General features: G+C 73.3%; 11 protein-coding genes. 3 read left to right on the plus strand and 8 right to left on the minus strand.

All coding sequences use genetic code 11. From position 1 onward, the window contains the following. Positions 1 to 28: 28 nt before the first annotated feature. The gene (locus IE252_RS18930; protein ID WP_190090622.1) at positions 29 to 445 is read right to left on the minus strand and encodes a YchJ family protein; all 417 of its coding nucleotides are present in this window, start codon (positions 443 to 445) and stop codon (positions 29 to 31) included. 186 nt (positions 446 to 631) lie between these two features. On the opposite strand from IE252_RS18930, the gene IE252_RS18935 reads away from it, so the two are divergent. Continuing rightward, the gene (locus IE252_RS18935) at positions 632 to 2452 is read left to right on the plus strand and encodes a hydroxysqualene dehydroxylase (protein ID WP_190090623.1); all 1821 of its coding nucleotides are present in this window, start codon (positions 632 to 634) and stop codon (positions 2450 to 2452) included. A gap of 58 nt (positions 2453 to 2510) precedes the next feature. On the opposite strand, the gene IE252_RS18940 is transcribed toward IE252_RS18935, so the two are convergent. Together IE252_RS18940 and IE252_RS18945 are read right to left on the minus strand one after the other, a co-directional pair. After that, entirely contained in the window at positions 2511 to 2747 is a 237-nt protein-coding gene (locus IE252_RS18940; protein ID WP_190090624.1) for a DUF397 domain-containing protein, read from the minus strand. Further along, a complete protein-coding gene (locus tag IE252_RS18945; RefSeq protein WP_190090625.1) occupies positions 2748 to 3608 on the minus strand; it encodes a Sco1979 family transcriptional regulator in 861 nt (286 codons plus the stop codon). Between the two features lie 184 nt (positions 3609 to 3792). Between IE252_RS18945 and IE252_RS18950 the strand changes: the two genes are divergently transcribed. After that, on the plus strand, positions 3793 to 4257 hold the full coding sequence (locus IE252_RS18950; RefSeq protein WP_190090626.1) for an ATP-binding protein: 465 nt from the start codon (positions 3793 to 3795) through the stop codon (positions 4255 to 4257). Then, positions 4251 to 4682, plus strand: a complete 432-nt coding sequence (locus IE252_RS18955; RefSeq protein WP_373298570.1) for a hypothetical protein — start codon at positions 4251 to 4253, stop codon at positions 4680 to 4682. The genes IE252_RS18950 and IE252_RS18955 overlap by 7 nt, the downstream gene beginning before the upstream one ends. 75 nt (positions 4683 to 4757) lie before the next feature. Here the strand turns inward: IE252_RS18955 and IE252_RS18960 are convergent, their stop codons facing one another. The 5 genes from IE252_RS18960 to IE252_RS18980 form a co-directional block, all read right to left on the minus strand. Continuing rightward, on the minus strand, positions 4758 to 5672 hold the full coding sequence (locus tag IE252_RS18960; protein ID WP_190090627.1) for a LysR family transcriptional regulator: 915 nt from the start codon (positions 5670 to 5672) through the stop codon (positions 4758 to 4760). Then, positions 5669 to 6850, minus strand: coding sequence for a glycine C-acetyltransferase (locus tag IE252_RS18965; RefSeq protein ID WP_190090628.1), 1182 nt, complete (start codon positions 6848 to 6850; stop codon positions 5669 to 5671). The genes IE252_RS18960 and IE252_RS18965 overlap by 4 nt, the downstream gene beginning before the upstream one ends. Positions 6851 to 6877: 27 nt before the next feature. Continuing rightward, positions 6878 to 7906: an L-threonine 3-dehydrogenase gene (gene tdh / locus IE252_RS18970; protein WP_190090629.1), complete on the minus strand. Its 1029-nt coding sequence runs from the start codon at positions 7904 to 7906 to the stop codon at positions 6878 to 6880. 173 nt (positions 7907 to 8079) lie between these two features. Further along, on the minus strand, positions 8080 to 11352 hold the full coding sequence (locus IE252_RS18975; RefSeq protein WP_190090630.1) for an ATP-binding protein: 3273 nt from the start codon (positions 11350 to 11352) through the stop codon (positions 8080 to 8082). A gap of 40 nt (positions 11353 to 11392) precedes the next feature. Beyond that, positions 11393 to 12103, minus strand: a complete 711-nt coding sequence (locus IE252_RS18980) for an MmyB family transcriptional regulator (RefSeq protein ID WP_229848564.1) — start codon at positions 12101 to 12103, stop codon at positions 11393 to 11395. Positions 12104 to 12334: the final 231 nt, after the last annotated feature.

Raw genomic sequence — 12334 nt, forward strand, 5'->3', positions numbered from 1 at the left:
GAAAGGACGCCGAAAGACCCGTCCGGGTTCACTCCGTGAAGACCGCGTCCAGATACACCCAGGCACCCTCGTACCGGACGAATCGGCTCCGCTCGTGCAGCGAGCCCTCGCCGCCGCCCTCGGTGTAGTGGGCACGAAAGGCGACCTCGCCGGTGGTGTGGAAGGCGCTGCCGTCCTTGGTGTCCAGGATCTCCAGCCGGGTCCAGCGCATCCCCGGGTCGAAGTCGACGGCGGCGGGCCGGTGGTCGGGGTGCCAGGTGCGCAGCAGATACGGCTCGTCCTGGACGGCGAAGGCGCTGAAGCGGGAGCGCATCAACGCCTCGGCGGTGGGCGCCGCCTGCCCGGCGTGGTAGCGGCCGCAGCACTCGGCGTACGGCGTGGGCAGCCCGCAGGGGCAGTCCTTGGGGGCCTGGGGGCGGGCGGGTCGGGGGGTGCGTCGGGCCATGCCCCTATCTGACCACATCCGCCCGGTCGCGCCCGATCGCGTACGGCCCCGCACGGCCCGGCCGGTGGCGGCCGCAACTGCCGTACGCCCACGGAACACTGGGCTCGATTGTCTCTTCCGGCTTGGCCGCCGCATCCGTATGCTCCTGCGCCGACGTGATTGTTACCACCGGTAATAGGGGGCACCATGGAGCGTTCGGGCACCACTGCGCGCAGCACTTCGGGCCGCACCTCCGGCAGTACGAGACGCACGTTCGTCGCGGGGACGGCGGTGGCGGGCGCGGCGACCGCCCTGGGGCTCGAAGCTGCGGTGCCCGCCGCGGCCGCGGCGCGTGCGGGAGCCGCCCCGGCGGCCGGGCAGTCGGTGGTGGTGCTCGGCGGCGGGGTCGCGGGTCTCACCGCCGCCCACGAGCTGGCCGAACGGGGCTTCCGCGTCACGCTCTACGAGCGCCGGGCGCTCGGCGGCAAGGCCCGCAGCATGGACGTCCCGGACAGCGCGCGCGGCGGGCGCGGCCCGCTGCCGGCCGAGCACGGCTTCCGGTTCATCCCCGGGATCTACCACAACCTGCCGGACACGATGCGGCGCATCCCCTTCCCGGGCAACCCGCACGGCGTGTGGGACAACCTGGTCGCCCCCAAGGAGATGATGTTCGCCCGCACCGGCTACGAGGACCTGCGCCTCCCGCTGCCCTGGTCCGGCACCCCGCAGCAGCTCACCCTGGACGCGCTGCGGCGCGCCCTGACCGGGGTGCTGGGCACCTTCCAGCGGCTGCCCGCACGCGAGATCGCGTACTTCGCCGACCGCCTGGTCACCTTCCTGACCAGCTGCGACGAGCGCCGCAACAACCAGTGGGAGGCGACGCCCTGGTGGACGTTCACCAAGGCGGGCCAGATGAGTTACGAGTACCAGCGCATCCTCGCCGTCGGCGTCACCCGCAACATCGTGGCGACCAAGGCGGAGGAGGCGAGCACCCGCACGGTGGGCTCGCTCCTGGAGGCGTTCGTCTTCAACGCGCTGGGCCGGGGCGCGGACGGCCCCCTCGACCGCATCCTCAACGCGCCCACCAACGAGGCGTGGATCGACCCCTGGGTCGCCCATCTGCGCACCCTGGGCGTGGAGTTCCAACTGGGCTGGACCCTGCGGGAGTTCGCGTACGACGGGACGAAGGTGACGGGAGCGGTGGTCGAGGACCCGGGCGGTACGCGCCGCACGGTGAGCGCCGACCACTACGTCTGCGCGCTCCCGGTGGAACACGCCCGGCCCACCTGGAGCGCCGCGATGCGCGCGGCCGACCCGCAACTGGCCCGCTGCGACAAGCTGCGCACGGACTGGATGACCGGCATCCAGTTCTATCTGACCGAGCGGCCCGACGGGGTGCACGGCCACTTCGACTGCATCGACTCCCCCTGGTCGCTCACCGCGATCGCCCAGGCCGAGCACTGGCCGCACCACGACTTCCGCACCGACTACGGCGACGGCACGGTGGTGGACTGCCTCTCGGTGGACATCTCCGAGTGGGACAAGCCCGGGATGCTGTACGGCAAGACGGCCAAGCAGTGCACCCGCGAGGAGGTCGCCCGCGAGGTGTGGGCGCAGCTGAAGGCCTCGGTCAACGACACCGGCAAGACCGTGCTCAGCGACGGCAAGCTGCACTCGTGGTTCCTGGACCCGGGCGTCTCCGGCATCGGCACGCCGGAGCCGAGGAACGAGGACGAGCTGCTCATCCACCCGGTCGGCACGTTCCACAACCGCCCTTCGGCGGCCACCAGGATCCCCAACTTCTATCTGGCGGGCGACTACGTGGCCGTCCCCATCGACCTGGCGACCATGGAGGGCGCCAACACCTCGGGCCGCCTCGCCGCCAACGCGCTGCTCGACCGGGCCGGTTCGGCCGCCCCGCGCTGCTCGGTGGCCTCCCTCTACAGCGCCCCGGAGCTGGACCTGCTCAAGCGCGACGACCGCTTCCGCTACCGCCTCGGGCTGCCCAACGTCTTCGACGTGGGCTGACACGGCTCGGCCGCCGCGCGGGCCCCGAGGGGGCGCCGGGCGGCGGCCGTCCGGTGGATCACGTCAGCAGGAAGTCGGCCTGGCCCGACTTGGCGCCGAGGATGAACGCGGCGATCTCGTTGCTGCTGTAGATCAGAGCGGGGCCCTCCGGGTCGGCCGACTGGCGCACCGCGACCCGGCCGTCGGCCAGCTTCATGGCTTCGACGCAGTTGCCGCCGTTGCCACCGCTCCACGGCTTGTGCCAGCCCTCGGTCCCGAGCTCGCGGGCCGGCATGCCGTTGTATATGTGATCCATTCACAGCTCCTCGCGGAGATCCGCCAGGATCTCCTTCGTGCGTCGTGCAGTCGCGGCCTGGGCCGCCATGCGGTCCATGACTTCGAGGTGGGTGTCGACCTCGGGACGCGCGTCGAGATAGACCGCGCCGGTCAGGTACTCGCTGTAGACCATGTCCGGGAGTTCCGGCACGGCAAATCTGAACAGGACGAACGGGCCGTACGTCCCCGGGTGGTGCCCCGTCGCGAACTCGGCGAGCTGGATCGTCACATGGGGCAGCTCGGCCGCCTCCAGGAGCCGGTCGAGCTGGCCGCGCATCACCTCGGGCCCGCCCACCGGGCGGCGCAGCACGGTCTCGTCCATGATCACCCAGAACCGCGGCGCGTTGTCCCGGGTGAGCAGTGACTGGCGCTCCATGCGCAGGGCCACGTGCCGCTCGATGTCGGCGGCCCGGGTCTGCCCGAGGGCGCCGCTGACCATCACCGAGCGCGCGTACTCCTCGGTCTGGAGGAGTCCCGGAACGAAGTGCGGCTCGTACGTCCGGATGAGCGAGGCCGCCCCCTCCAGGCTGACGTACATGCTGAACCAGTCGGGCAGGATGTCGTGGAAGCGCTGCCACCACCCCGGCTTGTTGGCCTCCTCCGCCAGTTCGATGAAACGGTCCGTCTCCTCGTCCCCGATGCCGTACGCCTTGAGCAGCAGCTGTACGTACGGGATCTTCAGCGCGACCTCGGCCGTCTCCATGCGGCGGATCGTGGCGGGAGCGACGCGGAGCACCTTCGCCGCCTCCTCGCGCTTGAGGCCGGCCCGCTCGCGCAGGTCCTGCAGGCGTCTGCCCAGCACGACCTGCCCCACGGTCGGGGCGGACCGGGGTTCACTCACGTCAGACCTCCCCTAACCCTGTTGCCGAGCAGTGTGCCATGCCACCTCAGCCCAGAACACAGCACTCTGCAATTTTCAGAGTGCCCCTTGCCAAGTGTCACGGATGGGTGGAAGGTAGGTCGGTGAACGCCCGCACATGCGGTTGTCGCGTGCGGCACCGCTTCCCCACTGTGAGGACCCGGTCGTGGCCCCTGGTAATGCGCTCGTCCCGCAGCTCATAGGCGCGGCCTCCACGGTGTCCGTCGCCGACGTCCGCCGGTACGCGTTCGAACTCTCCGCCCGGCCCGAATCCGCCGCCGCCGCGCGCCGCCACACCGCCGAGGTCACCGTCCGGTGGGGGCTGTGCGAGGAGCTGGGCGACGCGGCCGCGCTGGTCGTCTCCGAGCTCGTCACCAACGCCGTCGTGCACACCGCGGGCACCCGGGTGTCCTGCGAACTCTCCTTCTCCTCCGGTCACTTGACGGTCGCCGTCAGGGACCAGGGGTACGGCACGGGCGGGCCCACGCTGTGCGACGCCGCCGACGGCGAGGAGGGCGGCCGCGGGCTGCTGCTCGTCGACGCGCTGAGCGTCGCCTGGGGCGCCCACGACGTGCCGCACGGCACCGGCCGGATCGTCTGGGCCCGGCTCGGGGCGGTCCCTGCATGCTGAGGGGCCCACGCACACTTCTGTCCAGAGGCGGCCGGGAAGAGGCTGGGGGGCCTCGGGGGCCCGGCCCGCAAGGGGGCGCCGGAGCGACCGGCGGCAGACTCGTGCTGCCGCCGGCGCTCCCGGCGTCTCTGGGCTGCGACGCGGTCGCGGTGCCCGCCTCCTACGGCTTCCGGGTGCTGTCCCGGCTGCCCCGCTCGGGCTGCGTCTTCGCGGACGCCGTCTGCTGGTGGTGGGTGGTCCCGGCGGGCTCGGACCACGACCTGACCTGGCCGCACCCGGCCCGCTACGCCCCGGACGCGCGCGTTCCGGAGAACCCGGGACGGCGGATGATCCACTGCCCCGACGGAACCAGCCCGTACACGCCCCCCATCCCGCTCTACCTGGTGGTATGCCAGCTCACTGGAACGGCACCGGCATGGACCTGACCTGTTCGCCCGCCCTTCGCGCCGACCCCGGGTGGGACTTCGCCCCCCGCGGACCGGAGCTTCCCGCTCACGGGCTCAGCCCGTCGTCAGACCTTGCGCCGCCCGGGCCAGGGCGTCCAGGACCGGGCTGATCAGCGGGTGGTGCTCGGCGCCGCTGCGGACCGCCGCGAAGACGCGGCGGGTGGCGGCGGGGCCCGCGACCGGGCGCACCACCGTGTTCTTCTGCTCCATGCCGCGCAGCGCCGAGCGCGGTACGAGCGCCACGCCCGCCCCGGCGCCCGCCAGCGCCACCACGGCGCGGAAGTCGTCCGAGGAGTGGACCAGGCGCGGCTCGAAGCCCGCCAGCTCACAGGCGAGGAAGACCACGTCGTGGCAGGGGTTGCCGGGGTACGGGCCGATCCAGTCGTCCTCGGCCAGCTCGGAGAGCCGCACCTCCGGCGCGTGCGCCAGCGGGTGCCCGGCCGGGAGCACCGCGTCGAAGGACTCCGCGTAGAGCGCGACCCGGGCCAGCCGCCGGTCGTCCTCCCTGGGGGCGCCCCGGTACTCGACCGCGAGCGCCACGTCCGCCTCGCCGTCCAGGACCATCGGCAGCGACTCGTCGCCCTCGGCGTCGCGCACCCGGACCCGGATCGTGGAGTGCGTGGCGCGCAGCCGGGCCACGGCCGGGGCGAGCACCTCCGCGATGCCGGTGGCGAACGCCGCCACCGTCACGTCGCCGGCCGCGCCGCCCGCGTACGCCGCCAGCTCCGCCTCCGCCCGCTCCAGCTGGGCGAGGACCGCGTTGGCGTGCTCCAGGAGGATCTCGCCGGCCGCGGTGAGCCGTACGCCCTTGCCGCTGCGGGTCAGCAGCGTGTGGCCGGTCTCCTGCTCCAGGGCGGCGAGCTGCTGGGAGACGGCGGAAGGGGTCAGATAGAGCGCTGCGGCCGCGGCGGTCACCGTACGGTGGTCCGCCGCGGCGCGCAGGATGCGGAGCCGGCGCGGGTCGATCACCCGGCCATTGTCGCCCGGGCGTCGATGAACGCGGCAACGGCCCGCTCCACGTCGGCCGTGGAGTGCGCGGCGGAGAGCTGGACCCGGATGCGGGCCTGGCCCATCGGGACCACCGGGTAGGAGAAGCCGATCACGTACACACCGCGTTCGAGCAGCAGCTCGGCCATGCGGGCGGCCTCGGCGGCGTCGCCGATCATGACGGGGGCGATGGCGTGGTCGCCGGGCAGGATCTCGAAGCCCGCCTCGGTCATCTTCGTCCGGAAGAGCGCGGTGTTGGCGGCGAGCTTGTCGCGCAGGTCGCCCGCCGACTCCAGCAGGTCCAGGACCTTCAGGGAGGCCGCGGCGATCACCGGGGCCAGCGAGTTCGAGAAGAGGTACGGGCGCGAGCGCTGGCGCAGCAGGGCGACGATCTCGGCGCGGGCCGCGACGTAGCCGCCGGAGGCGCCGCCGAGCGCCTTGCCGAGGGTGCCGGTGATGATGTCGACGCGGTCCATGACGCCGTGCAGCTCGGGCGTGCCGCGGCCGCCGGGGCCCACGAAGCCGACGGCGTGCGAGTCGTCGACCATGACCATGGCGTCGTAGCGGTCGGCGAGGTCGCAGATCTCCTGGAGCGGGGCGACGTAGCCGTCCATGGAGAAGACACCGTCGGTGACGATGAGGCGACGGCGCGCACCGGAGGCCTCCTTGAGCTTCGCCTCCAGCTCGGCCATGTCGCGGTTGGCGTACCGGTAGCGGGCGGCCTTGGAGAGCCGGATGCCGTCGATGATCGAGGCGTGGTTGAGGGCGTCGGAGATCACCGCGTCCTCGGCGCCGAGCAGGGTCTCGAAGACACCGCCGTTGGCGTCGAAGCAGGACGAGTAGAGGATCGTGTCCTCCTGGCCGAGGAACGCCGAAAGCCGCGCCTCCAGCTCCTTGTGGACGTCCTGGGTGCCGCAGATGAAGCGGACCGAGGCCATGCCGTAGCCCCAGCGGTCGAGCGCCTCCTTGGCGGCGGCGATCACCTCGGGGTGGTCGGCGAGGCCCAGGTAGTTGTTGGCGCAGAAGTTCAGGACCTCACCGGTGGGCACGGCGACCGAGGCGTTCTGCGGGGTGGAGATCACCCGCTCGGGCTTGAAGAGACCGGCCTCGCGGATCTCGTCGAGGGTCTTCTGGAGGTCGTCGCGAACGGACGCGTACATGCTCAGGCTCCTAGATACCGGGGGGACTCAGGCGGTCCAGTCGAGGATGATCTTGCCGCTGCGGGCGGTGGCGGCCTCGTCGAAGGCCGCGTCGAAGTCCCGGTAGGAGTAGCTGCCGGTGATCACCGGGGAGAGGTCGAGGCCGCCTTCGAGCAGCACCGTCATCGCGTACCACGTCTCGAACATCTCACGGCCGTAGATGCCCTTGACCGTGATCATCGAGGTGACGATCTTCGACCAGTCGACGGCGAACTCCTGCGCGGGCAGTCCGAGCATCGCGATCTTGCCGCCGTGCGTCATGTTGTCGATCATGTCGCGCATGGCCTCGGCGCGGCCCGACATCTCCAGGCCGACGTCGAAGCCCTCGCGCAGACCTAGCCGGCGCTGGGCGTCCGCGATCGAGGACTGCGCCACGTTCACCGCGAGCGTGGCACCGGCCTTGCGGGCCAGCTCCAGGCGCTCGGGGCTGACGTCGGTGATCACGACGTTGCGGGCGCCCGCGTGCTTGGCCACGGCCGCCGCCATGATGCCGATCGGGCCCGCGCCGGTGATCAGGACGTCCTCGCCGACCAGCGGGAAGGAGAGCGCGGTGTGCACGGCGTTGCCGAACGGGTCGAAGATCGCGGCGACGTCGAGCGGGACCGGCGTGCGGTGCACCCACACGTTGGCGGCGGGCAGCGCCACGTACTCCGCGAAGGCGCCGTTGCGCCCCACGCCGAGGCCGATCGTGGAGCGGCACAGGTGGCGGCGGCCCGCCAGGCAGTTGCGGCACTTGCCGCAGACCAGATGGCCCTCGCCGCTGACCAGGTCGCCGACCGCGATGTCCCGGACGTCCGCGCCGACCGCCGCGACCTCGCCGACGAACTCGTGGCCGAGGACGAGGGGGGTCTTGACCGCGCCCTGCGCCCAGCCGTCCCAGGAGCGGATGTGCAGGTCGGTGCCGCAGATGCCGGTGCGCAGCACCTTGATCAGCACGTCGCCGGGGCCGGTCTCCGGCTCCGGGACGTCCATGAGCCACAGTCCGGGTTCGGCGTGCTGCTTGACAAGGGCCTTCATGGCGGGCGGCTCCCGGGACGTACAAAGAGGGGCGAAAGCCATGGTTCCATGGCTGATCACTAATCTGCCGAGCAAGAGCCGCCCGCGTCCATCGAGGTTTTCTTAAGCGGGCCAACAGCCGAGCTTCACGCGCCCCTCGCGCACTCCCCCTTCACCCTGTTCACCACCGCACCTCACACCAGGGACGCGGCCGCCTCCACCGCGAGCCCGTGCCCCTCTTCGTACGAGCGGCGGTACGCGGTGTCGTCGAGCACGGCGCGCAGTTCGGCCTCGGCGCGGCGCCGCACGGCGGGCTCGGACGGCAGCGGGCGCAGCCCGAAGCCGCCGTGGCGCCCGTCGGCGTGCCGGTCGTAGGCGCCGAGCAGCCGGGCGCCCTCCTCGGCAGCGCCGAGGTGCGCCTTGGCCCAGGCGGCGACGAGGAACTGGCTGGTGATCAGATTGGGCGCGACCAGATACGCCTGCCCCTCCAGCTGCCGCACCGCCTCGCGCACATGCCCGAGCGCGTCGGCGTACGCGCCGCCGAGGCAGTCCAGCCAGCCGTCCACCCCGGCGACCAGACCGCGGAACATCTCCGGCACGTTCTTCGTGAACTCGGCCTCCATCAGCCGCAGTTGCTCACGCGCCCGGCCGACGCGAGCGGTGGCCGCGTAGTGGTGGGCGAGCAGCATCCGGGCGGTGCCGACGCCCTCGCCCGCGTAGTGGCGCGACTCCTCGACGGCGTCGAGCAGCAGCCGCTCGGCCCGCCCGGCCTCCTCGTCCGTCCGGGCGACGGCGAGGCGGACCGTGGCGAGACGCGCCTTGAACATGGGGCCCTGGGCGTACGCGCCGGTCCAGGTGGTGGACGCCATGGCGCGCTCGAAGTCGGCGGCGGCCTCCTCGTACCGGCCCCGCCGCGAGTGGTCCTCGCCGCGCGCCGAGAGCGTCTCGGCGATGGCCCACGGGTCCCCGAGCCGTTCGAACAGGGCCAGTGCCTCGTCCGCGTCGGGGCCGCCGACCAGCTTGGCCCGCAGCAGCAGCGCGAAGGCGAGGTCCCACGGTTCGCCGAGCGCCCGGCAGTCCTCGACCATCGCGTCGACGGCCTGCGGGAACCCGGCGAACTCGTGCGTGAGCATCCGGGCGAAGTACCAGACGGACCCGGGCTGGCGGCAGTTCTGCGGCAGCGCCGAGCCGTACGCGGCCACGATCCGGCGCAGATACGGCTGGGCCGCCGGGCTGGCGAACTCCGCGCCCTCGCCCTCGCCGCCGCCCGCGAACAGCATCATCCGCACCCCGCGCCGGGCCTCCCACAGCTGCTCCTCGGACCACGGCGGCGGCGCGTCGGTGCAGCGGGCGGTGAGCGGCACGGCGGGGCGCACCGGCTCCGCGAACGGGTCGGGCCCCATCCCGGCCGCCGCGAGCGACCAGGCGCGGGCGTCGCTCTGGTGGCCGCGCAGCTGCCAGAACCAGCTCATCGAGAGGGCCGTGCAGAGCGCGTCCTGCTCGCGGCCGTGCTCGACCGCCCGGCCCAGCGCGGTCCGTACGTTCCCGTGCTCGGTCTCGAACCGCCGCATCCCGTCGGCCTGCCGGGGCCCGCGCAGCACGGCCTCGCCGGTGCGGGCGAGTTCGCGGTACGCGACCAGATGGCGCAGCTCGACCGCCGCGCCCTCGCCCGACTCGGCGAGCCGCTCGGCGGCGTACTCCGCGACGGTCTCAAGGAGCCGGTAGCGCATCGCGCCGCCGTCCGGGTCCGCCACGACCAGGGACTTGTCGACGAGGGAGGCGAGCAGGCCGAGTACGTCGCCGGGGTGCTCGGCCGGGTCGGCGGGATCGGCGCAGACCGCCTCCGCCTCGGGCAGCGCGAAGCCGCCGGAGAAGACGGCGAGGCGGCGCAGCACGGCCCGCTCGCGCGCGTCCAGGAGCTCCCAGGACCAGTCGACGACGGCCCGCAGGGTCTGCTGCCGGGGCCGCAGCGTCCGGCTGGTGCGGGCTCCGTCGCCCAGCAGGCGGAAGCGGTCGTCGAGGCGGTCGGCGAGCTGGCGCGGGGTGAGCATCCGCAGCCGGGCCGCGGCGAGTTCGAGGGCGAGGGGCAGCCCGTCGAGGCGGCGGCAGACCTCCGCGGCGGCCTCCGGGTCCTCGGCCACGCGGAAGCCCGCCCGGGCCGCCGCGCCCCGCTCGCCGAACAGCCGCAGGGCGGTGTCCAGCGGCAGGGGTCCCACCCCGCGCACCCGCTCGCCCGGGACGCCGAGGGGTTCCCTGCTGGTGGCGAGAATGGTGACTTCGGGGCAGGCGGTGAGCAGTTCGTGCGCCAGCTCGGCCGCCCCGGCGGCGATCTGCTCGCAGTTGTCGAGGACGAGCAGCATCCGGCGGCGGCCGCAGTGCGCGACGAGCCGTGCCAGCGGGTCTCGGGGCCCGGCCTCGGCCGCGGTGAGCAGCACGCTCTCGCGCGCGCCGAGCGCGGTGAGCAGGGCCTGCGGCAGCTGCGCCGCCTCCCGTACGGATGCGAGCTCGGCCAGCCAGACGCCGTCGGCCCACTCGTGGGCGACAGCTTCGGCGGCCTCCAGGGCGAGCCGGGTCTTGCCCGCGCCGCCGGGTCCGGTGAGGGTGACGAGCCGGGCGTCGGCCAAGTCGGCGCGCAGGGCGAGGAGTTCGGGCTCGCGCCCGACGAAGGAGGTGAGGCGGGCGCGGAGGTTGCCGGGGGCGCTTTCCGCGCGTCGAGCCGGATCCGCCGATGGGGTGTCCTTCAGCAACTCGGCGTGCAGCGCCCGCAGTTCGGGACCCGGGGCGGTGCCCAGCGCGTCGTCGAGGGCGAGGCGGGCCGACTCGTACGCCGCCAGCGCCTCGGCCCGGCGGCCCGCCGCCGTCAGGGCGCGCAGGTACAGGGCTCGCAGCGGCTCGTCCAGGGGCGCCGCCGCGACCAGCCCGGCCAGTTCCGGCAGGGTGTGCTCGGCGCGGCCGAGCGCGGTGTCGGCGGCGAGGCGGCAGCGGCGGGCCTCGGCGTGGCGGCGCTCGGCCCGGACGACCAGCGGGTCCCGTTCCCGTACCGGAAGCTCGGCCAGGACCGGCCCCTGCCACAGCGCGAGGGCGTCGTCGAGCAGTTGCGCCGCCTTCCGCGCGTCCCCGTCCGCCAGCGCGTCCGCGCCTTCCCCGGCCAGCCGTTCGAAGCGGAACACGTCGATGTCGTCGGGGTCGGCGGCCAGCCGGTAGGCGCCCGGCGCGGACTCCACGGCGTCCCGGCCGAGCGCCCGCCGCAGCCGTCCGACCAGCGCCTGGACGGCCGCGGCCTCGTCGGCGGGTGCGGTGTCGTCGGCCCAGAGCCGGGCGGCCAGCTCCGCTACCGGCACCGCGCGTCCGGCGCCCGCTGCCAGCGCGGCGAGCAGGGCCCGCAGCCGGGCGCCGCCGAGCGGCACCTCACTGCCGTCCGGGCACAGGGCCCGCGTCGGTCCGAGTACGCGGTAGCGGAGTGTCACCCGCCCATTGTCTACGGCGGCCGTGACCGGCGGCTCCCGATCAGCTCTCGACGGGGGCCGGTTCCATGCGGACGAGGCTCAGATGGCCCCGGCGCCGGGTGATCACGACGTTCCTGGGCGCGCTCTTGGGGGCGTGCGCGCGGGGCTCGGCGGGCGTGCGGCGCAGCACCAGGGTGACCCGGCGCAGTCCCAGCTCGCCCAGCGTCCCGGAGGACTCGTCGAGGACGCGGCACTCCACGGCGTCCCAGCCGGGGTCGGGGTGGCGCACGGCCCGTACGGTCCCGTCGTGGTGCACGGCGGCCGGGCCGACCATGCGCATCCAGTGCGGCAGGCCCTGCTGGTAGGCCGCGCTCATCAGCGGGTCGTCGGCGATCTCGCGGTGCACGGCGCGCAGTTCGGGGTCGTGCGGGTCGCGCTCCAGGGCGGACGAGAGCTGGGCGAGCATGGGGAGGCACCAACCCGTCTCGTGCTGGGCGAGCACGGAGCCCGCGTGGGGGTGGAAGAGGACGAAACGCAGGAAGTTGTCGCGGGGCATCGCGGTGGGGTGGGGGCCCACGGCGCGGAACAGCCTGTCGTACGCGGTGTTGGCGTGCACGACGTTCCAGCTGCGATCGACGAGGAACGACGGTAAGTCCGTGGCGTCCATCATCGCTATGTGGTCGTCGACGTAGGCACGCGCCTCGGCGTCCCACTGGTCGGTGGCGGTGGCGCCCCGTCCGTTGTCCGGTACGGGGCCGGCTGACCTGTTCACCAACGGTTCTTTCACCATCGAGAACGCGACTCCTCTTGCAGGCACGCGGTGCGCCTGCCGTCCTCCACGTCCTCATCGCACAGAGGTCGATCTTCGCACCGTGCTGCGATCCTGCTCCCGCCGACAAGACAATGTCAACCATCGTGGCATTCCGGCCCGAGAACGCCTCAAATACGCCACAGCTGTGGCAAGTTCTGGTTCTCTACGGCGTGAGCAAGTAGCCTCCGGACA

Origin of the sequence: Streptomyces melanogenes, from assembly GCF_014649795.1 — a bacterium.
Classification (GTDB): Bacteria; Actinomycetota; Actinomycetes; order Streptomycetales; family Streptomycetaceae; genus Streptomyces; species Streptomyces noboritoensis.

What these genes read in the sequence shown, in the direction of transcription:
- IE252_RS18930 (WP_190090622.1), bottom strand. Translation starts at nt 445, where the DNA reads ATGGCCCGACGCACCCCCCGACCCGCCCGCCCCCAGGCCCCCAAGGAC.
- IE252_RS18935 (WP_190090623.1), top strand. Translation starts at nt 632, where the DNA reads ATGGAGCGTTCGGGCACCACTGCGCGCAGCACTTCGGGCCGCACCTCC.
- IE252_RS18940 (WP_190090624.1), bottom strand. Translation starts at nt 2,747, where the DNA reads ATGGATCACATATACAACGGCATGCCGGCCCGCGAGCTCGGGACCGAG.
- IE252_RS18955 (WP_373298570.1), top strand. Translation starts at nt 4,251, where the DNA reads ATGCTGAGGGGCCCACGCACACTTCTGTCCAGAGGCGGCCGGGAAGAG.
- IE252_RS18965 (WP_190090628.1), bottom strand. Translation starts at nt 6,850, where the DNA reads ATGTACGCGTCCGTTCGCGACGACCTCCAGAAGACCCTCGACGAGATC.
- tdh (WP_190090629.1), bottom strand. Translation starts at nt 7,906, where the DNA reads ATGAAGGCCCTTGTCAAGCAGCACGCCGAACCCGGACTGTGGCTCATG.